The 21,353-nt window shown below is 66.1% G+C and carries 13 protein-coding genes; 4 read left to right on the top strand and 9 right to left on the bottom strand.

Annotation, left to right across the window (positions count from 1 at the left end; translation table 11 throughout):
• Nucleotide 1: 1 nt before the first annotated feature.
• The 8 genes from moaA to KVT32_RS02400 form a co-directional block, all read right to left on the bottom strand.
• Nucleotides 2-1,000: a GTP 3',8-cyclase MoaA gene (gene moaA / locus KVT32_RS02435; RefSeq protein WP_175155594.1), complete on the bottom strand. Its 999-nt coding sequence runs from the start codon at nt 998-1,000 to the stop codon at nt 2-4.
• The gene (locus tag KVT32_RS02430) at nt 997-1,758 is read right to left on the bottom strand and encodes a peptidylprolyl isomerase (protein ID WP_062841461.1); all 762 of its coding nucleotides are present in this window, start codon (nt 1,756-1,758) and stop codon (nt 997-999) included. The genes moaA and KVT32_RS02430 overlap by 4 nt, the downstream gene beginning before the upstream one ends.
• Before the next feature lie 22 nt (nt 1,759-1,780).
• Nucleotides 1,781-2,464 (bottom strand): respiratory nitrate reductase subunit gamma, encoded by a 684-nt coding sequence (narI, locus tag KVT32_RS02425; RefSeq protein WP_062841462.1) that lies wholly within the window; start codon nt 2,462-2,464, stop codon nt 1,781-1,783.
• 18 nt (nt 2,465-2,482) lie between these two features.
• The gene (gene narJ / locus KVT32_RS02420; RefSeq protein WP_217617641.1) at nt 2,483-3,130 is read right to left on the bottom strand and encodes a nitrate reductase molybdenum cofactor assembly chaperone; all 648 of its coding nucleotides are present in this window, start codon (nt 3,128-3,130) and stop codon (nt 2,483-2,485) included.
• A gap of 15 nt (nt 3,131-3,145) precedes the next feature.
• A complete protein-coding gene (narH, locus tag KVT32_RS02415; RefSeq protein ID WP_063951845.1) occupies nt 3,146-4,711 on the bottom strand; it encodes a nitrate reductase subunit beta in 1,566 nt (521 codons plus the stop codon).
• Nucleotides 4,708-8,451 (bottom strand): nitrate reductase subunit alpha, encoded by a 3,744-nt coding sequence (locus tag KVT32_RS02410; protein WP_217617640.1) that lies wholly within the window; start codon nt 8,449-8,451, stop codon nt 4,708-4,710. The genes narH and KVT32_RS02410 overlap by 4 nt, the downstream gene beginning before the upstream one ends.
• 219 nt (nt 8,452-8,670) lie before the next feature.
• Nucleotides 8,671-10,056, bottom strand: coding sequence for a NarK family nitrate/nitrite MFS transporter (locus KVT32_RS02405; RefSeq protein ID WP_056318339.1), 1,386 nt, complete (start codon nt 10,054-10,056; stop codon nt 8,671-8,673).
• Nucleotides 10,057-10,082: 26 nt separating this feature from the next.
• The gene (locus KVT32_RS02400; RefSeq protein ID WP_056318336.1) at nt 10,083-11,342 is read right to left on the bottom strand and encodes a nitrate/nitrite transporter; all 1,260 of its coding nucleotides are present in this window, start codon (nt 11,340-11,342) and stop codon (nt 10,083-10,085) included.
• A 242-nt stretch (nt 11,343-11,584) separates the two neighbouring features.
• On the opposite strand from KVT32_RS02400, the gene KVT32_RS02395 reads away from it, so the two are divergent.
• Entirely contained in the window at nt 11,585-12,835 is a 1,251-nt protein-coding gene (locus KVT32_RS02395; RefSeq protein WP_152384591.1) for an NnrS family protein, read from the top strand.
• 42 nt (nt 12,836-12,877) lie between these two features.
• On the opposite strand, the gene KVT32_RS02390 is transcribed toward KVT32_RS02395, so the two are convergent.
• Nucleotides 12,878-13,834, bottom strand: coding sequence for a molecular chaperone DnaJ (locus KVT32_RS02390; protein ID WP_217617639.1), 957 nt, complete (start codon nt 13,832-13,834; stop codon nt 12,878-12,880).
• 153 nt (nt 13,835-13,987) lie between these two features.
• Between KVT32_RS02390 and KVT32_RS02385 the strand changes: the two genes are divergently transcribed.
• Genes KVT32_RS02385 through KVT32_RS02375 form a run of 3 tightly spaced genes read left to right on the top strand, consistent with a single transcriptional unit; the run spans nt 13,988 to nt 21,314 of the window.
• A complete protein-coding gene (locus tag KVT32_RS02385) occupies nt 13,988-15,175 on the top strand; it encodes an efflux RND transporter periplasmic adaptor subunit (protein ID WP_217617638.1) in 1,188 nt (395 codons plus the stop codon).
• Complete coding sequence (locus KVT32_RS02380) at nt 15,172-18,252, top strand: multidrug efflux RND transporter permease subunit (protein ID WP_217617637.1); 3,081 nt, start codon at nt 15,172-15,174, stop codon at nt 18,250-18,252. The genes KVT32_RS02385 and KVT32_RS02380 overlap by 4 nt, the downstream gene beginning before the upstream one ends.
• The gene (locus KVT32_RS02375; protein ID WP_217617636.1) at nt 18,249-21,314 is read left to right on the top strand and encodes an efflux RND transporter permease subunit; all 3,066 of its coding nucleotides are present in this window, start codon (nt 18,249-18,251) and stop codon (nt 21,312-21,314) included. The genes KVT32_RS02380 and KVT32_RS02375 overlap by 4 nt, the downstream gene beginning before the upstream one ends.
• Nucleotides 21,315-21,353: the final 39 nt, after the last annotated feature.

Here is a 21,353-nt window from a genome sequence, read left to right as displayed (position 1 = left end):
GTCAGCCTCCCGTTTGCGACATGAAGCGCACGATGCGTTCGGGCCGGGCGTTGAATTCGTGGCGCTCCGGCTTGGCGGCGATGCCCGCCCAGATGGCCTGGATGAGATCGGCGTCGCTGGCGCCCGCGCGCAGCAAGCGTCCGAGCGGCACCTGGTCTTCCTGGCCCAGGCACAGATACAAGGTGCCGTCCACGCCCAGCCGCACGCGGTTGCAGGTGGCGCAGAAATGACGCGACATGGGGGTGATGACGCCCAGCACGGGCGCGCCCTGCCCGCTGGTCCAGTAGCGCGCCGGGCCGTTGCGTGATTCGGCCAGCGACGGCACCAGCCCGGCGTCGGCGGCCAGGCGCGCGCCCATCGCGTTCAGGTCGGTGTGCGTAAAACCGCGGCCGCACTCGCCCATCGGCATCGGTTCGATCAGCCGCAGCACGAAGCCTTGCTCCACCGCATAGGACAGCAGGCGGCGCACTTCGGATTCCGGCGTGGCCGCATGCACCACGCTGTTGAGCTTGATGGGGGAAAAGCCAGCCTGCCGCGCGGCCGACAATCCGGCCAGCACGGCGTCCAGGCAGTCGCGTCCGGTGATCTGCGAGAACGCGGCGGCGTCCAGCGTGTCCAGGCTGATGTTCAGACGGTCCACCCCCGCTGCCCGCAACGACTGCGCATGGCGCGATAGCTGCGTGGCGTTGGTGGACACGGACAGGTCGCGCAGCCCGGGCATGGCGGCGATGGTGGCCGCCAGCCCGGCCACGCCCTTGCGCAGCAGCGGTTCGCCGCCGGTCAGCCGGACCTTGGCCACGCCCAGGCTCACGAACAGCCCGATCAGCCGGGCCATTTCGTCGTGGGTCATCCAGTTGGCCGGCGTTTCGAAACCCTTGAAATCCTTGGGCAGGCAGTAGCTGCACCGCAGGTCGCAGCGATCGGTGACCGAAACGCGCAGATAGTCGATGCGGCGGCCGAAGCCGTCCGCCAGGGCGGCGGGGGCTGGCTCGTCCATCATGCGGCGCTCCCGGCGAAGACCCGTTCGGGTTCGCCGTCGTCCAGATCGATGCCCGAAATCTTGGCGCGCCCGACCAGCAGCTTGGTGTATTGCCGCCAGGCGGTATCGCGGCTCATGGACGTGAGCGCCGTGGCAATCTGCTTGGCCACGTGTTCGTAGGGCAAGAGCCGCCCTTCGACACGCCGGACCACGCGCACGATGTGCAGGCCGTGCCGCGTCTGCAGCAACTGCGGCAGCAACCCGCCCGAAGGCAGCGCGAACACCGCGCGTTCGAATTCCGGCACGGTGTCGCCGCGCCCCAGTTGACCCAGGTTGCCGCCGACGGCCGCGGACGGGCAATTGGATTGTTCGCGGGCCACCTCGGCAAACCGCGAGGGATCGGCCAGCAGCTCGGCCAGCACCACATTGGCATGCGCCTTCAGCATGTCCAGGTTCACGTCGGGCGTGACCTGGAACAGGATGTGGTCGGCCTCGACCAGTTCGCCCACCATGAAGCGTTCGGGGTGCATCTGGTAAAAGCGCCGGCAAGCGGCGTCGTCGGCTTCGGGCGCCGGGGCCTGACTGGCGAGCAAGGCGCCAATGGCGCTTTCCTCGTCGGACACATCCAGGCCCTGCCGGCCGGCCTCGTCCAGCAGGACGCGCCGCAGCACCAGGGCCGTGACGGCCTCGCGCATGGGATTGCCGGCTTCTGCGTGCAAGGGCAGTTCACGTTCCAGATCCGCGTCGTTCAGTTCGACGCCGTTGACGATGACAGGCATGTTCGGCTCCTAAGACAGGGAATCAGCGCGGACGGACCAGCTGCCAGGCGCGGCCCAGGTAGCCCACTGACGCGAAACCGCTCCAGACGTGCACCAGACGGGTGAACGGGAAGATCACGAAAAGCGTGAGGCCCATGAAGAGGTGCGCCTTGAACAGCAGCGGCACGCCGGCGATGTAGCTGGCGGCGTCGCCCTGGAACGTGACGATGTGCTGCGCCCAGGTCATCAGGTGCACCATCATTTCGCCGTCCATGTGGCCAGCCGACAGCACGATCGTGGACAGCCCGAGCAGCAGCGTCACCAAAATCCACAGCAGCAGGATCTTGTCGCCGGGCCGCGTGGTGTGGGCGATGCGGGGGTCGGTCAGGCGGCGGTGGATCAGGATCAAGAGGCCGATCAGGCACAGCCCGCCCATCACGCCGCCCGCCACCATCGCAACCATCTGCTTGAGCGAGTGCGAGACGCCCAGCGTGTCCCACACGATGACGGGGGTGAGCAGGCCGACCAGATGCCCGAAGAACAGGCCCAGGATGCCGATGTGGAACAGGATGTTCCCCAGCCGCAACTGGCCGCGATGCAGCAGTTGCGAGCTGTCGGATTTCCAGGTGTATTGCTCGCGCTCAAAACGCGCCAGGCTGCCGAGCAGAAAGATCGTCAGTGCGATGTACGGATAGATGCCGAAAAGAAACTGGTTCAGGGAGTTCATGATGCGTCGTCCTGGGCATTAATGAGTCGCGGCGGAACGGGGATGGAAGTGCACGGTCTGCACCCCGCCTCCCGCAAACGGCCGCAGCAGCGGTTCCACGCCGTCGGGGCCGGCTCCGAAGGCCTCCATCGCCTCGTCCATGTCGCGCACCGGCGCCCCGGTCTGCACGCGCGGAATCACGCGGGACTGGGCGCGCAGCACGGCAAAGACGCAGGCGTAGGAGCTTTCGCTTTTGACCAGGCGCGCGCCGATGGCCGCCAGCACGTGGATGGCTTCGTCCAGCAGCTCCTGGGCTGTGTCGGGATCGATGACTCCCAGGAATTCCAGGAACAGCGGCACGTGGTCCGGCAGTTCCGACACCATCGGCTCGAAGCCGTGCGCGCGGTAAGTTTCGAGCAGGTCCACCATCGCCTGGCCACGGTCGCGGCTTTCGCCGTGGACGTGCTCGAACAGGTGCAGCGAATGCGAGCGGTTGCGGTCAAAGGTGGCGACGTAGTTCTCTTGCAGGGGAATCAGGTCGTTCGAGGCCAGGTAGCTGACCAGCGGCTGCAGGGTTTCCTCGGCGTCCGGATAGGCCGCCAGGGCCTCTTCCAGTTCGCCCAGGTAGTCCAGCAGCTCCGGCTCGGGGTAGCACAGCATGGCGGAAAGCAGTCGGTACAGGCTCATGGTGTTCTCCTTTCCTCAGGCCGAAACGGCCTTCTTGCGCGACTTGGGCATTTCGATGAAGATCTCGCTGCCCTGCGGCTTGCGGCCGAACAGGGTGCCTTCGGACACGCCGCCCGAGCAGCCGTTGCCAAAGGTAAAGCCGCAGCTTCCCTTCTCGTTGAAGCTGTCTTCGACCACTTCCTTGTGGCTGCTGGGCACGACGAAGCGGTCTTCGTAGTTGGCGATGGCCATGATGCGGTACATGTCCTGCACCGTTTCCTCGGTCAGGCCGACCTGCTCCAGCAGGGCCGTGTCGCGTTCGCCGTGGACGGTCTCGGACCGCTTGAAGGCGCGCATGGCCAGCATGCGTTCCAGGGCCTGCAGCACCGGCGCTTCCTTGCCGGCGGTCAGCAGGTTGGCCAGGTAGCGCACGGGGATACGCAGTGTCGACACGTCGGGGATCATGCCGCTCTTGCCCACGGTGCGCTGGGGCATCTTGCCGGACTCGGCGGCCGTCTGGATGGGCGACAGCGGCGGGATGTACCAGACCATCGGCAGCGTGCGGTATTCCGGGTGCAGCGGGAAGGCCACCTTCCATTCGACGGCCATCTTGTAGACGGGCGAATTGCGCGCGGCTTCCAGCCACGATTCCGGGATGCCCTGCTCGCGCGCCGCGGCGATCACCTCGGGCGAATGCGGGTCCAGGAACAGGTCGAGCTGCGACTGATACAGATCCTGCTCGTTCGCGGTGGCGGCGGCATTTTCGATCTGGTCGGCGTCATACAGCAGCACGCCCAGGTAGCGGATGCGGCCCACGCAGGTTTCCGAGCACACGGTCGGCTGGCCGGCCTCGATGCGCGGATAGCAGAACGTGCACTTCTCGGCCTTGCCGCTGTTCCAGTTGTAGTAGATCTTCTTGTACGGGCAGCCCGAGATGCACATGCGCCATCCGCGGCACTTGTCTTGATCGACCAGGACGATGCCGTCGTCTTCGCGCTTGTAGATGGAACCGGACGGGCAGCTGGCGACACAGGCCGGATTCAGGCAGTGTTCGCACAGGCGCGGCAGGTACATCATGAAGGTGTTCTCGAACGTCGAGTACATCTCTTTCTGCACGCCTTCGAAGAGCGCATCCCGGCTGCGCGAGCTGAATTCGCCGCCCAGGTCGTCTTCCCAGTTCGGGCCCCAATGGATCTTGTCCATCTTCTTGCCCGTCAGCACCGACACCGGACGCGCGGTGGGCGGCGTCTGCGACAGCGGCGCGTTCTTCAGGTGCTCGTAGTCGTAGGTGAACGGCTCGTAGTAGTCGTCGATGGCGGGCAGGTTCGGGTTGGCGAACAGGTTGGCCAGGATGCGCAGCTTGCCGCCTTGGCGCGGTTCCAGCTTGCCGGCGGCCGTGCGGCTCCAGCCGCCCTTCCACTTTTCCTGGTTTTCCCATTCCTTCGGATAGCCGATGCCGGGCTTGGTTTCAACGTTGTTGAACCATGCGTACTCGACACCGTCGCGGCTGGTCCAGACGTTCTTGCAGGTGACCGAGCAAGTGTGGCAGCCAATGCACTTGTCCAGGTTCAGCACCATGCCGATTTGGGCGCGTATCCTCATGATTGCTTCTCTTCTTGTTGCAGTTCTTCGACGAGCGGGCCTTCCAGCCAGTCCACCTTCTTCATCTTGCGCACGACCACGAACTCGTCGCGGTTGGCGCCCACGGTGCCGTAGTAGTTGAAACCATAGGCCTGCTGCGCGTATCCGCCGATCATGTGCGTGGGCTTGAGCACCGTGCGCGTGACCGAGTTATGGATGCCGCCGCGCTTGCCGCTGGTTTCAGCGCCCGGCACGTTCACGATCTTTTCCTGTGCGTGGTACATCAGGCACATGCCGACCGGCACGCGCTGGCTCACGACCACCCGGGCGGTCAGCGTGCCGTTCACGTTGAACACTTCCACCCAGTCGTTGTCGACCAGTCCGGCCTGCTTGGCCTCGGCTTCGGACACCCACACGTGGGGGCCGCCGCGGCTGAGGGTCAGCATGCGCAGGTTGTCCGAGTACGTGCTGTGGATGCCCCACTTCTGGTGCGGCGTGATCCAGTTCAGGACCAGTTCCTTTTCGCCGTTCGGGTATTTGCCCAGCATGGGTGCAACCGTCTTGGTGTCGATGGCGGGCTTGTACACGCAGGAGCCTTCGCCAAAGTCCAGCATCCAGCGGTGATCCTGGTAGAACTGCTGGCGGCCGGTCAGGGTGCGCCATGGGATCAGTTCATGGACGTTGGTATAGCCGGCGTTGTAGCTGACCTCTTCGCTTTCCAGACCGGACCAGGTGGGCGCCGAAATGATCTTGCGCGGCTGCGCCTGAATGTCGCGGAAGCGGATCTTGTCGTGCTCGCGTCCGACCGCCAGGTGCGTGTGGTCGCGTCCGGTGATCTTGCCCAGCGCTTCCCAGGCCTTGACCGACACATGGCCGTTGGTCTCGGGTGCGAAGGTCAGAATCATCTCGGCCGCGTCGATCGCCGTGTCCAGACGCGGACGGCCCTGGCTGACGCCGGTTTCGGTGACGCTGTCGTTGATACCAGCCAGCTCGTGGACCTCGTGCTGGGTGTTCCAGTTGATGCCCTTGCCGCCGTTGCCCAGCTTGTCCAGCAGCGGACCCACCGACGTGAACTTGCGGTAGATGTCGTTGTAGTCGCGTTCGACCACCGTCATGGACGGGGCCGTCTTGCCCGGAATCAGGTCGCATTCGCCGAGCTTCCAGTCCTTGGGTTCGAAGGCCTGGCCCAGTTCTCCCGGGGTGTCGTGCATCAGCGGGGTCAGCACCAGGTCGCGGCGCTTGCCCAGGTACGGACCGCCGATTTCGCTGAATTTCTTGGCCAGCAGCTTGTAGATTTCCCAGTCGGTCTTGCTTTCCCAGAGCGGCTGCACGGCTTCGCTCAGCGGGTGGATGAAGGGGTGCATGTCGGACGTGTTGAGGTCGTCCTTTTCGTACCAGGTGGCGGTGGGCAGCACGATGTCGCCGTACAGGCACGTGGTGCTCATGCGGAAGTCCAGCACCGTCAGGAGGTCCAGCTTGCCTTCGGCGGCGTCGTCCTCAAAGGTGACTTCGGACGGCTTGATGGCGTCGGCTTCGTCGCCGAACACGGCGTTCTGGGTGCCCAGGAGGTACTTCAGGAAGTACTCGTGGCCCTTGCCGCTGGAGCCCAGGATGTTGGAGCGCCACACGAACATGTTGCGCGGAAAGTTGGCGGGATCGTCCGGGTTTTCGCAGGACATGCGCAGCTCGCCCGACTTCATCAGTTCGACGGCGTGCGCGACCGGATCCTTGCCCAGGCTGTCGGCCTGTGCCACGACGTCCAGCGGATTGGTGCGCAGCTGCGGCGCCGACGGCAGCCAGCCCATGCGCTCGGCGCGGGCGTTCAGGTCGATCATGCTGAGTTCGCTGTACTTGGCGCGGTCGGCGGTGGGGCCGAGCACTTCCTGCACGTTCAGCTTTTCGTGACGCCATTGGCTGGTATGCGCGTAGAAGAACGAGGTGCCGTTCATCTGGCGCGGCGGACGCACCCAGTCGGCGGCAAACGCCAGCGGGGCCCAGCCGAACTGCGGGCGCAGCTTTTCCTGGCCCACGTAGTGCGCCCAGCCGCCGCCGCTCTTGCCGACGCAACCGCACATCATCAGCATGTTGATGATGCCGCGGTAGATCATGTCCATGTGGTACCAGTGGTTCAGGCCGGCGCCGACGATGACCATGGACTTGCCTTCGGTGTCGTGCGCGTTCTGGGCGAACTCGCGCGCCACCTGGATGACCTGCGCGCGCGGCACGCTGGTGTGCTTTTCCTGCCAGGCGGGCGTATAGGGAACGTCGTCGTCGTACGAGGACGCGACATTGCCGCCGCCCAGGCCGCGATCCAGGCCATAGTTGGCCATCTGCAGGTCATACACGGTGGCGACCAGCGCCTCGGTGCCGTCCGCCAGGCGGATGCGGCGGGCGGGCACGTTGCGCACCAGCACCTCGTCGTGTTCGCTGCCGAAGTACGGGAAGCCCACGCCGACCACGTCGTCGGACTTGTCCAGCAGGCTGAGCGTGGGGAGGATTTCGCGGCCCGAGCCGCCATCCTTGGATTCCAGGTTCCAGCGGCCGACCTTTTCGCCGCCGTTGACGGCGCCCTCGCCCCAGCGAAAACCGATGCTGCCGTTGGGCGCCACCAGATCGCCGGTGGACTCGTCCAGCACCAGCGTCTTCCAGTCGGGGTTGTTCTGTTCGCCAAGCGCGTTGTCCAGCTGCGAGGCGCGCAGGAAGTGGTCAGGGGCGTAGAAGCCGTCGCGTTCCTTGAGCTGCACCAGCATCGGCATGTCGGTGTAGCGGCGCACGTAGTCCGTGAAGTAGGCCGACTTGCCCGACAGGTGGAATTCCTTGAGGATGACGTGGCCCATGGCCATGGCGAGCGCGGCGTCGGTGCCCTGCTTGGGCGCCAGCCAGATGTCGCCGAACTTGACCATTTCGCCGAAGTCGCTGGACACGGCCACGGTCTTGGTGCCCTTGTAGCGGACTTCGGTGTAGAAGTGCGCGTCCGGGGTGCGGGTCTGCGGGACGTTAGAGCCCCAGACCATCAGGTAGGTGGAGTTGTACCAATCGGCCGATTCGGGCACGTCGGTCTGTTCGCCCCAGATCTGGGGGCTGGCGGGGGGAAGATCGCAGTACCAGTCGTAGAAGCTGAGACAGGCGCCGCCCAAAAGGCTAAGGTAGCGGGCGCCGGCGGCGTAGCTGACCATCGACATGGCGGGAATCGGCGAGAACCCGATCACGCGGTCCGGGCCGTACTTCTTGATGGTGAGCGCGTTGGCGGCGGCAATGATTTCCGTGGCGGTGTCCCAATCGGCGCGGACAAAGCCGCCCAGGCCGCGCACCGACTTGTAGCGCTTTGCGCGCTTGGGATCCTGGCTGATCCATTCCCAGGCCGAGATCGGGTCCATCGTCTTGCGGGCTTCGCGCCACATTTCGATCAGGCGGCCGCGGATCATGGGGTACTTCACGCGCTGCGCCGAATACACATACCAGCTGTACGACGCGCCACGAGGACAGCCGCGGGGCTCGTGGTTGGGCAGGTCGGGACGGGTGCGGGGGTAGTCGGTCTGCTGGGTTTCCCAGGTGATCAGGCCGTTCTTGACATACACCTTCCAGGAGCAGGAGCCGGTGCAGTTCACGCCGTGGGTGGAACGCACCACCTTGTCGTGCTGCCAGCGGGCGCGGTAGGCGTTCTCCCACTTGCGGTCCTCGTTGACGGTTTCGCCGTGACCGTTCGCGAAGGTGGACTTCACCCGCGACATGAACTTCAACCGGTCCAGAAAATGACTCATTGTGTTTCTCCAAGAACGCCGGCCTGGCCGGCGCGTACTGCGATCAATGCTGATGAAACAACTTTAGGGCTGGGCTGTCTGGCCGACCATTCGCCGGTGGCACAACCCGGGTTCGGCAGAGTGACTAGTTACCCGGGTAGGCCGAACTAGTCGGGCCGCGCAAGGCCGCCGGGGCCCGGCCACGCAACGTGTGCGCGGCCGGGCCCCGGCGAACACTCCTTAGCAGGGAATGGGCGCGTTGCGGCGTGCGTAGTACCACCACGTGATCAGCATGCAGGTGGCATAGAAGCCGATGAAGCAGAACAGCGCGGTCTGGACGCTGCCCGTCATTTCGAGCGACGTGCCGAAGCTGCGCGGGATGAAAAAGCCGCCGTAGGCCCCGATGGCTCCGGAAAAGCCCAGCACCGCGGCCGATTCCTTGGCCGCCTCCGACATGGCCTGCTTTTGCGCGGCCGGGCCCTTGCCCTGCGCCGCCTGCGTGCGTTCGCGCAGGAAGATCACCGGAATCATGCGGAACGTGGAACCGTTGCCCAGGCCGGTCAGCGCGAAGAGCACGATGAACATGGCCAAAAAGCCGTTGAAGTCGCCCAGGCGGCCCTCACCCGGCAGGAACGTCACGACGCCGGCCACCGCGGCGATCATGGCCGCGAAGGTGAAGAGCGTGACCCGGGCGCCGCCCAGCTTGTCGGAGATCCAGCCGCCCACGGGACGCGTCAGCGATCCGACCAGCGGTCCCAGGAAGGCGTATGCCATGGGATTGACGGTGGGAAACAGCGTCTTGGTCAGCATGGCGAAGCCCGCCGAGAAGCCGATGAACGACCCGAACGTGCCCACGTACAGCCAGCACATCAACCAGTTGTGCTTGCGCTTGAAGATGACCGCCTGGTCGGCGAACGAGGCGCGCGCATCGGCGATGTCGTTCATGCCGAACCATGCGGCGATGGACGCCAGCGCGATGGGGATCACCCAGATGAAGCCCGCGTTCTGCAGCCACAGATTTTGCTGCGCGCCATTGGCGTTGATGACCTGCGGTTCGCCGCCGGCAACGCCGAAGACGCCCATGGTGATGACGACCGGCACGACGAACTGCACCAGCGACACACCCAGGTTGCCGATGCCGGCGTTCAGGCCCGTTGCCAGCCCCTTCTTTTCCTTGGGAAAGAAAAAGCTGATGTTGGCCATGCTGGAGCTGAAGTTGCCGCCGCCCAGGCCGCACAGCAGCGCCAGCACCAGAAGGGTCGGAAACGAGGTGGTCGGGTCGCGCAGCGCGAAACCCATGCCCAGCGCCGGAATCAGCAGCGAGGCGGTGGAGATGGCCGTCCATTTGCGCCCGCCGAAGACGGGCACGAGGAACGAGTAGAAGATGCGCAGCGTCGCGCCCGACAACGCGGGCAGCGCCGTCAGCCAGAAGAGCTGGTTCTTGGACAGCATGAAGCCGGCGCGGTCAAGGTTGACGACGACCACGCTCCAGAGCATCCAGATGCTGAACGCCAGCATCAGCGCCGGGATCGAGATCCACAGATTGCGGTTGGCGACGCGCGCGCCCGTCTGTTTCCAGAAACCGGGATTATCCGGCTCCCAGCGCGCAAGGACTTGAGTGGACATGAGGTTCTCTCAGGATGGTGGGTGGGTCAGGCGGCTTGCTGCCGGGCGATGGCCGCGCTTTCAGGCCGGAAACTGAAGTGCATGAAGATCAGCGAGACGCAGACGGTGCCGTACAGCAGCATGAAGGCGCTGGAGCGGATGCCGGTCAGGTCGAGCAGGACGCCGAACATGATGGGAAGCACGAAGCCGCCCAGGCCGCCAGCCAGTCCGACGATGCCGGACACGGCGCCGATGTTGTCGCTGAATTCATCGGAGATGAACTTGAAGACCGAGGCCTTGCCGATCGCCATGGCGATGCCGACGACGAACAGCAGGATGGTGAAGGTGACCGGGCCAAGCGCGATGCCGAAGGAACGCGGGCCGCCGGCGGTCATGACGGTGAATTCGGTTTGCGGATAGCTCAGGAGGAAGAAGGCAACCCAGCACACCCACATCACCCACCACGTGGTCTTGTAGGCGCCGTAGCGGTCGGAGATCCAGCCGCCGACGGCGCGCAGCACGCCGCCGGGCAACGAGAAGCATGCGGCCAGCAGCGCGGCCAGCTTCATGTCGAAGCCGTACTCGCCGATGTAGTACTTGGTCATCCACAGGGCCAGCGCCACATAGCCGCCGAACACGACCGAGTAATACTGGCAGTAGCGCCACACACGCGGATCCTTCAGCATGGCGAACTGGGCCGACAACGAGGCGCCGCCCGCGACGCGGTGCGAGGGATCGGACGACGAGAACATCCAGAACAGGATGGCGGTGACCAGCAGCGCCACGGCGTAGACCTGCGGCACGATGACCCAGGCGCCGCCGGCAGCCGCGATGAGCGCGGGGGCCACGAACTTGGTGATGGCCGAGCCCGAGTTTCCGGCGCCGAAGACGCCCATGGCCAGGCCTTGCTTGTTGCGCGGGAACCAGCGGGCCACATAGGGCGTGCCCACGGAGAACGAGCCGCCGGTCAGGCCGACGAACAGCGCCAGCACCAGGAACTGCCAATACTCCGTGGCGTAGGACAGCAGCCAGATCGGCACCACCGCCAGCAGCATCAACACGAAGAACACGGGACGGCCGCCGTAGCGATCGGTCCAGATGCCGAGCGGCACGCGCACGAGGGAGCCGGTCAGGACCGGCATGGCGGCCAGCAGGCCGAATTGCGTTTCGGACAAGCCGAGCTGCGCCTTGATTGGGATCCCCAGCACGGCAAAGATCATCCACACCGCAAAACAGATGGTGAAGGCAAACGTGCTGGATATCAGGACCCGCATCGGCGCACCGGCCGAGGATTGATGTGCTGCCATGGTTAGTCTCGCTTTTTGCTGAGAAATACGTATGTCGGTAGCCTAAGCAGCCCTCCCATCTGCAGCCATTCCCCAGCCGACCAAAGGGCTATTTCCGAAGTGCCTAGTCATGCGGGTGTTCCAGACAGCCTTGCGCTGGATCAAATCCCCGGATCGCGTCGCGATGCGGCCAGATGTAATATGTATTTCAAATACACGTTCAAAACCGCAACGGCGCGCGCCCCGCGCGCACGGGCCACACCATGACCACCCTGCTTTCCATCGACGAACCCGCAAAGAAGCCGCGCCCCGCCCCGCCCGGGTGGGGCGCGTTCACTGAAATGGGTTTCCGCCCGTTGTATCTGGCGGGCTGCTTTTGGGCGCTGTTTTCGGTGTTGCTATGGGTGCACGCACCCGCGCGGCTGACCGGCATGCTGAACGGCATGTTCTGGCATGCGCATGAAATGCTGTGGGGCTTCGTGGCCACGATCGCCGTGGGCTTCCTGCTGACGGCGGGCGCCAACTGGACGGGCAAGAATCCCCTGAAAGGCAATCCGCTTGCCGCACTGTGCGGGCTGTGGATCGTGGCGCGCGTGGGGTATCTGGTCCCCGGGCGCACTGCCTTCGTCGTCGCGGCCGCGGCGGACCTGCTGTTTTTCCTGTGGGCGGCCGGGGCACTGGGACGCGCCGTCGTGGTCACCCGGAACCAGCGCAACTATGGCGTCCCGTTCCTTCTGCTGGCGCTGGGCGCAACCAACGGGCTGTACCTGTGGGCGACGGTCCAGGGCGACTACGTGACGCTGATGCGCTATTTCAATGCCGGGCTGCTGTCGATGGCCGTGCTGACCTTGCTGATCGCCCGGCGGGTCATGCCCTTCTTCGCCAAGCGCGCCGTTGCGGGACTGGACATTCCTCCCCATACCAAGAGCGGTCACTGGCAGCTTGGCTTTGGCGTCGTCGCCATCGCGTGCCTGCTGGCCGGCGTGCAGCAGGCCGCCGCGCTGGCGCTTGCGGCAAGCGGCGCGATTGCGCTGGTGCAGTGGGTGTCCTGGAAGCCGTGGGCCGTGCGGCGCGTGCCGCTCCTGTGGATTCTCTATGCGGGGTATCTGGGTCTGGGGATCGGCCTGCTGGTGGGCGCGGCGCAACTGGCGGGCATTGTGGTCCGGCAGGCTTGGCCCGCGCACGTCATCGGCGTGGCCGGGTTCTCGGTGTTGATCCTGGGCATGGTGACCCGCACCGCACTCGGCCATCTGGGCCGTCCGCTGCACACGGACCGCAGCATGGTCCTGAGCTACGCGCTGATGATCCTGGCGGCGTTGCTGCGGTTGGCGGCCCTGCTGCCGACCGCTGCAACGCTGGGCCTGCTGCATGCGTCGGCCACCGCGTGGGCGCTGGCGCTGGGACTGTACCTGTGGCGGTTCTTCCCCATGATGATCCGCCCGCGCGCGGACGCGGCGGCCAAGCAGGCGGCGCCCGTCATGCGGGTGATGCCGGTGTCGCGGCCCAAGAGCTGATGAGGCCGCGTCAAAGACACCGCCTGCCCCGGCACTATCGCTTCACGACCGGCCTTCGCGCCGCTCCATCGCGGCAACTTCACGCCGCATGGCCTTGAGCCAAGCCTTGAGCAGCGATTCGTCCGAGAACTGCATGACCTCGTGTTCAAGTTCCTGGATGTACTCCTGGATGTCCTTGATGTCGTCATCCAGCTCTTGCATCACCGTTTCCGGATCGAAGGTGGCGAACGGGTCCAGCTCATAACGCAGCGTGAAGCCTTCCTCGGCAAACTGAACCTGGGTAAGGATCTCGTCGAGCTGAGCGGCCAGCACCGCATTGGCCGCTTCCAGCTGATCGTCGGGGATGTCGGCGGCGGCCTGCACGGTGGCGCGCAGGTTGGGATCCTGGGCGGCCTGGGCCAGCCGCTCCCGCTCTGCCGCTTGCAATGCGTCCCAGGCGACGGCGTTCGTCACGGTCGGCATGCGGACCACGCGAGCGTATTCCAGCAGCTCTTCCGCGTCTTCGACTTCGTACTGATCCTGGATGACCTGCAGCAACTGCATGGGCGACATCGAGTCCAGGTCGGCAACGTCCAGGTCCAGCGCATCGGCCAGTTCTTGCCGCGCGCTTTCGGTCAGTTCGGCAAGATTGGCGTCGTAATCGGCCCCGCGGTGTTTCTTGTAGAGCGTCTTGAGCCGCGCGGTGTCGCAACCGGCCGGTAGCGCCGACTTGGCCGACAGCACCAGCAGTTCTTCCGAGAACTCCGTGACCAGTTCGGACACGAACTCGCGTTCGGCCTTGGACAGACCCATTTCCTTGTAGGCGTGGTCAAAGCACAGCACCAGCTTGTAGCGCAGCTGGTTGAGCTTGTCTTCGAGCGGCCGCAGCGTCTCGGTGTATTTGTGGTGGTAATCCGCCTCGATCGACTGCCATTGCGCCAGCCGGGCCCGTTCGGCCGCCAGTCGTTCCTGCAGGCGTTCGCATAATTCACGCGGACTTTCGAGGGATTTTTCGCTCATGGACCCACTCCTGTTGCAAACCGGGGTATTGAAAACAGCCGCCACTCTAAACGATACGCGCAAACCCTTCTTGAATATCGGCATCAATAACGCTAATCATTATTATTAATATAGAATCTCGGCTGTCCGCTATCCCCTTGCCTGGCAGCCCTGATGTCCCTGCGCTTCCTTGCGGGCCCCACCCCCTCACGCAAACGCCTGATCCTGATCGCGGCCGCCCTGGCGCTGGCCCTGCTGATTGGTGTGGCGCTCTGGCTGGCGGGCAACAAAGGCCCGGCCGCTCCGCCTCCCCCGAACTACGGGAAGCTCCCCGTCGCGGTGAGCGTCGCCGCTGCGCGCGTCGGTCCGCTGCAGCGCGACCTGCACGCGCTCGGCACCATCACGCCGCTGGCGCAGGTGACCGTGCGCAGCCAGGTCGACGGCGAACTGGTCAAGCTGCACTATCGGGAAGGCCAGACCGTCGCGCAGGGCCAGTTGCTGGCCGAGATCGACCCGCGTCCGTACCAGGCCGCGCTGGCGTCTGCCGAAGGCGAGCTGGCGCAGACGCAGGCGCTGCTGGATAACGCCGAAGCGGACCTGCGGCGCTACCGCAAGCTGGCGCGGCAGGAAGCCGTGGCCGGCCAGCAGCTCGATACCGCCGAGGCCCAGGTAAGGGCCTACGCCGCGCAGCGTCAACGGAACCTGGCGCAAGTCGCGGACGCCCAGCGCATGCTCGGCCACACGCGCATCCTGGCGCCGCACGCCGGCCGCGTGGGATTGCGGCGCGTCGATGCCGGCAACCACGTGCGTGCAACGGACGCGGACGGATTGACCTCCGTGGTCCAGATGGCCCCCATCTCGGCCCTTTTCAGCATCTCGGAAACTCGCCTGGACATTCTGCGGCAGGCGCAGGCAAAGACACCCGTGCTGCGCGTGCAGGCCTGGGATGCCGACGAACGCCGGCTGCTTGCCGAAGGCACGCTCGAGGCGCTGGACAACCGCATCCAGGCCGCCAGCGGCACGGTGCGGCTGCGCGCCCGTTTCGACAATGCCGACGAATCGCTGTTTCCCAATCAGTTCGTGAACATCCGGCTGGCCGTGGTGCAGGAAGATGACGTGGTGACCATTCCGGCCGCGGCCGTGCAATACGGGTCGCAAGGCGCGTTCGTGTTCGTCATCGGCGACGACAACCGCGCCACCCGCCGGGTGCTGACGCTGGGCCCGGCAAACGCCGGCCGCATCGTGGTGCTGACGGGCCTGGCCGCGAACGAGCGCGTGGTCGTCGAAGGCGTGGACCGCCTGCACGACGGACGCGACGTGCAAATCGTCGACCCGCCCGGCCACGACGAGGAGTCCGCATGAGCCTGTCACGCCCCTTCATCCTGCGTCCGGTCGCGACGTCTTTCCTGATGATTGCCCTGCTGCTGTCGGGCATCCTGGCCTGGCGCCTGCTGCCCGTGGCCGCGTTGCCGCAGGTGGACTACCCGATCATCCAGGTGACCACTCAGTATCCGGGCGCCAGCCTCAATGTGACGGCGCGCGCGGTCACCGCGCCGCTGGAGCGGCGCTTTGGGCAGATACCGGGACTGAAGCAGATGTCGTCCACCAGCGGCAGCGGCATCTCGGTCATCACGTTGCAGTTCGCCCTTGACGTACCGCTGGGCGTGGCCGAACAGGAAGTGCAGGCCGCCATCAGCGCCAGCGATTCGCTGCTGCCGGGCGATCTGCCCACCCCGCCCGTGTACCGCAAGGTCAACCCCGCCGACGTGCCGATCCTGACGCTGGCCGTCACGTCGGATTCACTGCCCCTGCCCAAGGTCTACGATCTGGTGGACACCCGCATGACGCAACGGCTGTCGCAGTTGTCGGGCGTGGGCATGGTCAGCCTGGCCGGCGGACAGCGCCCCGCCGTGCGCGTGCAGGTCAATCCGATGGCGCTGGCCGCGCGCGGCCTGAAGCTGTCGGACGTGCAGGAAGCGATCGCCAAGGCCAATTCCAATCAGCCCAAGGGCAGCTTCGACGGCCCCGTGCGGTCCGTCATCATGGACGCCAATGACCAGTTGCAGAGCGCGCAGGAGTACCGCGACCTGATCGTCGCCTGGAAGAACGGCGCGCCGGTGCGGCTGGGCCAGATCGCGACGGTGGAGGACGGCGCCGAGGACCGCTACCTGGCGGCGTGGGTCGACAGGCAGCCCGCCGTGCTGGTGAACATCCATCGCCAGCCCGGCGCCAACGTCATAGCGGTGGCCGACCAGGTCAAGGCATTGCTGCCCCAATTGACCGCCAGCCTGCCCGCCGCCGTGGAGGTGCGCATCCTGACCGACCGCACCGAAAGCATCCGCGCGTCCGTGCGCGGCGTGCAATGGGAACTGGGCTTCGCGGTGGGGCTGGTGGTGCTGGTGACGTTCCTGTTCCTGCGCAACCTGCCGGCCACGCTGATCCCCAGCCTGGCCGTGCCGCTGTCGCTGATCGGCACCTTCGGATTCATGTATCTGGCCGGCTTTTCCACCAACAACCTCACGCTGATGGCGCTGACGATCGGCGCGGGCTTCGTGGTGGACGACGCCATCGTCATGCTGGAGAACATCGCACGCTACCGGGAACAGGGGCACAGCCCGATGGCGGCCGCGTTGAAGGGCGCCGGGCAGATCGGCTTCACGCTCGTTTCGCTGACGCTGTCGCTGATCGCGGTGCTGATCCCGCTGCTGTTCATGGAAGACGTGGTGGGCCGGCTGTTCCGCGAATTCGCCATCACGCTGGCCGTTGCCATCCTGATATCGCTGGCCGTATCGCTGACCCTCACGCCCATGATGTGCGCGCGGCTGCTGCCGCCGCACGCGCCGTCCAGGCCCGGACTGCTGGATCGCCTGCAGGCGCGCTATGCAGGCTGGCTGGACATGACGCTGCGTCATCAGCGGCTGACGCTGCTGGTGATGCTGGCGACCGTCGCGCTCACCGCGCTCTTGTATGTCGCGGTGCCGAAGGGCTTCTTCCCGGCGCAGGACGGCGGGGTGCTGCAAGGCGTGACGCAGTCGTCGCAAAGCACCTCGTTCGACGCGATGTCGCGCCGCCAGCAGGCGGTGGCGCAAAGCCTGCTCGCGGATCCCGACGTCGCCACACTGTCTTCCTTCATCGGCATCGACGGCATGAACGCCACGCTGAACACGGGGCGGCTTCTGATCAACCTGAAACCCTGGAACGACCGCACCGCCCCGCTGGCCGACATCATGGCGCGGCTGGACGCGCGGGCCCGCGACGTGCACGGCATCTCGCTCTACCTGCAACCCGTCCAGGAACTGAACATCGAGGATCGCGTCAGCCGAGGCCAGTATCAGTTCAGCCTGACCTCGCCGGATGGCGCGCTACTGTCGCGCTGGACCCGCGCGCTCATGGAGCGCCTGGCGCAAGCGCCCGAACTGGCCGACGTTTCGTCCGACCTGCAGGGCGACGGCCGCCAGGCCTATCTGGAGGTCTCGCGCGACGCCGCCGCGCGTCTGGGCCTCACGATGGACGATGTGGCGCAAGCCTTGTACAACGCATTCGGGCAGCGTCAGGTCGCCACGCTCTTTACGCAGTCGAACCAATATCGCGTCGTGCTGGAAGTTGACCGCAAGATGGCGGCCAGCCCCGACGCGCTGGAACGCATCCATCTGCAAACGGACGCCGGCCAGCCCATCCCCTTGTCTGCGCTGGCCACCGTCAGCGAGCGCGCCGTCCCGCTGGCGGTCAATCACCTGTCGCAGTTCCCCGCAGTGAACCTGTCCTTCAACCTGCCGCCCGGCGGGTCCCTGGGCCAGGCCATCGCCGCCATTGAGTCGGCGCGCCAGGAGACCGGCATGCCCGAGAGCGTCGAACTGCGGCTGCAGGGCGCGGCGTCCGCCTTTGAGGCGTCGCTGTCGAACACGTTGTGGCTGATGCTGGCCGCGGTGGTGACCATGTACCTGGTGCTGGGCATGCTGTACGAAAGCGCCATTCACCCGGTCACTATTCTGTCCACCCTGCCCTCGGCCACCGTGGGTGCGCTGTTGGCGCTGCTGCTGACCGGCCGGCCGCTGGACCTGATCGCGGTCATCGGCATCATCCTCTTGATCGGGTTGGTCAAGAAGAACGGCATCATGATGGTCGACTTTGCGCTGGAGGCCGAGCGCACGCGCGGCCTGGCGCCGCAGGCCGCCATCCGCGAGGCCGCGCTGCTGCGCCTGCGTCCCATCCTGATGACGACGCTGGCCGCGCTGTTTGGCGCGCTGCCGCTGATGCTGGCGACGGGTTCGGGCGCTGAATTGCGCCAGCCGCTGGGCTGGGTCATGGTAGGCGGGCTGCTGGTCAGCCAGGTCCTGACGCTGTTCACCACGCCCGCCGTCTACCTGTTCTTTCACCGTCTGGGCCACCGGCGCGCTCAAGCCGCACCGGCGCCCAACGCCGAAGGCCCGGTGAAATGATCCGCGCGTTGCTGCACCGTCCGGTCGCCTGCATTTTCCTGGCGCTGGCGCTGACGCTGCTGGGTGCCGTGGCATGGCAGCTCTTGCCGGTGGCGCCGCTGCCGCAGGTCGATTTTCCGACCATCGAAGTGCGAGCCGACCTGCCCGGCGCCAGTCCCGAAAGCATGGCCAGCACGGTCGCGGCGCCGCTGGAGCGGGCGCTCGGCAGCATCGCCGGCGTCAGTTCCATGAGCTCTTCCAGCAATCAGGGCGCAACGCGCGTTCAGTTGCAGTTCGACCTGGACCGCGACATCGACGAGGCCGCGCGCGACGTGCAGGCCGCAATCAACGCCGCGCGGGCCGAATTGCCCTCGGGCATGCCGGGCAATCCCAGCTACCGCAAGGTCAATCCGTCGCAGGCGCCCATCATGGCGCTGGCCCTCAGTTCCGCCACCCGGCCCGCGGGCCAGCTCTACGACCTGGGTTCCACCGTGCTGGCGCAAAAGCTATCGCAGATCAGCGGCGTGGGCGAAGTCACGATGGGTGGCAGCTCGCTGCCCGCCGTGCGGGTCCAGGTGAACCCCAACGCGCTGGCGCACTATGGCGTGGCACTGGACGACGTGCGCGAGGCCATCTCGAACGCGGCGCCGATGGGTCCGCAAGGCCAGCTGGATTCGACCGCGCGGCGCTGGGAGGTCGGCGCCCCCGAGCAGCCGCGCCGCGCCCAGGACTACGACAGCCTGATCGTGCGCTACCAGGACGGCGCGGTGATCCGGCTGTCGCAGGTGGCCCGCGTCAGCGATTCGGTCGAGAACCGCTACAGCAGCGGCTTTCACAATCGCAATCCGGCCGTGGTGCTGACCATCAGCCGCCAGCCCGGCTCGAACATCATCGAAACCATCGACGCCATCAACCGGGCGCTACCGGGCCTGCGCCAGCTGATGCCCGCCGACGTGGACCTGACGGTGGCGCTGGACCGCTCGCCCGGCATCAAGGCGACACTGCGCGAAGCCCACATCACCCTGGCGCTGGCCGCCGGGCTGGTCATCCTGGTGGTGTGGCTGTTCCTGGGCAACGCGCGCGCCGCCGCGATTCCCAGCGTGGCCATTCCCGTCTGCCTGATCGCCACGTTTGCCGTCATGTACGCGTGGGGCTTTTCGCTGAACAACCTGTCGCTGATGGCGCTGATCGTGGCCGCCGGCCTGGTCGTGGACGACGCCATCGTCGTGCTGGAGAACATCTCGCGCCACCTGGAGCGCGGGCTGACGCCGGTCAAGGCCGCCCTGCGTGGCGTGCGGGAAGTGGGATTCACTTTGGTGGCGATGACGGTCGCGCTGAGCGTGGTCTTCGTGTCGATGCTCTTCATGGGCGGGCTGGTGGAACGGCTGTTCCGCGAGTTCTCGATCACGTTGGTGGCCGCAACAGTGATTTCGCTGGTTGTTTCGGTGGCCATCATTCCGGCGCTATGCGCGCGGTGGCTGCGGCCCGTCAGCGCCGCCGCGGCCAAGCCATCGCGCATGCAGGCCGTGTTTGCCCGCCTGCACGACGGGTATGGCGTGTCGCTGGCGCGCGTGCTTGGCCATGCACGCCTGACATTGCTGCTGCTGGCCGGCGTCGTGGGGCTGAACGTCTACCTGTACGTGCAGGCGCCCAAGGGCTTTTTGCCTGTACAGGACACGGGCCAGCTCATGGGCTTCGTGCGGGGCGACGACGGGTTTTCGTTCCAGGTGATGCAACCCAAGATCGACCAGTACCGGCAACTGGTCCTGAAGCACCCCGCCGTCGAGGACGTCATCGGCTACAACGGCGGCGGCCTGGGCATCAGCAATTCGCTGTTCCTGATCCGCTTGAAGCCTGCCGCCGAACGCAACGAGTCCTCGACCGAAGTCATCAACTGGATGCGCACCCACGCCCCTGCGGTGCCGGGCGGCATGTTCTTTCTGAACGTGGACCAGGACCTGCGCATGCCCGGCGGCTTCGGCAATTCCGGCGACCACGAGCTGGCCATCATGGCCAGCGACGTGCCCGCGCTGCGCGAATGGTCGCGCAAGATTTCCAAGGCCATGCAAGAGATCCCCGAGCTGCGCGACGTCGACGCCCAGGGCGACGGCGCCACGCAGCAGGTGGTGATTGACATCGACCGCAGCGCGGCGCAGCGGCTGGGCGTGGACATGGAGACCATCAGCAGTGTGCTGAGCAATTCGTTCAGCCAGCGCCAGGTCTCGACGCTGTACGACGCCATGAACCAGTACCGCGTCGTGCTGGAACTGGACCCCCGCTACACCGAGGATCCCGAGGTCCTGGAACGGGTGCACGTGGTGGCCGCTGACGGCAACCGCGTGCCGCTGACCGCGTTCGCCACCTACGACAATGGCCTGGTCAACGACCGCGTCTTTCACGACGGGCTGTTCGCCGCCGTGTGGGTCGGGTTCTCGCTGGCGCCCGGTGTATCCCTGGAACAAGGCCTGGCCGCCATCGACGCGGCCACGGCAAAGCTGATGGTGCCTTCGCACATCCAGACCCGGCTGGGCGGCGATGCGCGCAACTTCCAGCAGAGCCTGCAGGACCAGCCCTGGCTGATCCTCGCCGTGCTGGTCGCCATCTATCTGGTGCTGGGCATCCTGTACGAAAGCCCGCTGCATCCGCTGACGATCCTGTCCACCCTGCCCTCGGCGGGCGTCGGCGCCCTGCTGGCGCTGCGGCTGGCGGGCATCGAGTTCACCCTCATTGCGCTGCTGGGGCTGTTCCTTCTGGTGGGGATTGTCATGAAGAACGCCATTCTGATGATCGACTTCGCCCTCAGCCTGGAGCGGCGCGAAAACCTGACGCCCGAACAGGCCATCCACCGCGCCGCCATGCTGCGCTTGCGGCCCATCGTCATGACCAATCTGGCGGGCCTGCTGGGCGCCCTGCCCCTGGTGCTGGGCATGGGCGAAGGGTCGGAACTGCGCCGCCCGCTCGGCGTGGCGATCGTCGGCGGACTGATGATCAGCCAGTTCCTGACGCTGTACACCACCCCGATCGTCTATCTGGCGCTGGAACGCCTGCGCCGGCTGGCCTGGGACAAGCGCCGCACGGCCTGACCGCGCATCCTGCGGGCCCGCCATCTTCCCGCTAGCCGG

Source organism: Achromobacter sp. GbtcB20 (assembly GCF_019091095.1).
Lineage (GTDB): Bacteria > Pseudomonadota > Gammaproteobacteria > Burkholderiales > Burkholderiaceae_B > Achromobacter > Achromobacter mucicolens.
This window is presented reverse-complemented; position numbering and strand designations above follow the sequence as displayed.

Excerpts from the sequence above, each read along its gene's own strand:
- moaA (WP_175155594.1), bottom strand. The coding sequence starts at position 1,000 with ATGATGGACGAGCCAGCCCCCGCCGCCCTGGCGGACGGCTTCGGCCGC.
- KVT32_RS02430 (WP_062841461.1), bottom strand. The coding sequence starts at position 1,758 with ATGCCTGTCATCGTCAACGGCGTCGAACTGAACGACGCGGATCTGGAA.
- narI (WP_062841462.1), bottom strand. The coding sequence starts at position 2,464 with ATGAACTCCCTGAACCAGTTTCTTTTCGGCATCTATCCGTACATCGCA.
- narJ (WP_217617641.1), bottom strand. The coding sequence starts at position 3,130 with ATGAGCCTGTACCGACTGCTTTCCGCCATGCTGTGCTACCCCGAGCCG.
- narH (WP_063951845.1), bottom strand. The coding sequence starts at position 4,711 with ATGAGGATACGCGCCCAAATCGGCATGGTGCTGAACCTGGACAAGTGC.
- KVT32_RS02410 (WP_217617640.1), bottom strand. The coding sequence starts at position 8,451 with ATGAGTCATTTTCTGGACCGGTTGAAGTTCATGTCGCGGGTGAAGTCC.
- KVT32_RS02405 (WP_056318339.1), bottom strand. The coding sequence starts at position 10,056 with ATGTCCACTCAAGTCCTTGCGCGCTGGGAGCCGGATAATCCCGGTTTC.
- KVT32_RS02400 (WP_056318336.1), bottom strand. The coding sequence starts at position 11,342 with ATGGCAGCACATCAATCCTCGGCCGGTGCGCCGATGCGGGTCCTGATA.
- KVT32_RS02395 (WP_152384591.1), top strand. The coding sequence starts at position 11,585 with ATGACCACCCTGCTTTCCATCGACGAACCCGCAAAGAAGCCGCGCCCC.
- KVT32_RS02390 (WP_217617639.1), bottom strand. The coding sequence starts at position 13,834 with ATGAGCGAAAAATCCCTCGAAAGTCCGCGTGAATTATGCGAACGCCTG.
- KVT32_RS02385 (WP_217617638.1), top strand. The coding sequence starts at position 13,988 with ATGTCCCTGCGCTTCCTTGCGGGCCCCACCCCCTCACGCAAACGCCTG.
- KVT32_RS02380 (WP_217617637.1), top strand. The coding sequence starts at position 15,172 with ATGAGCCTGTCACGCCCCTTCATCCTGCGTCCGGTCGCGACGTCTTTC.
- KVT32_RS02375 (WP_217617636.1), top strand. The coding sequence starts at position 18,249 with ATGATCCGCGCGTTGCTGCACCGTCCGGTCGCCTGCATTTTCCTGGCG.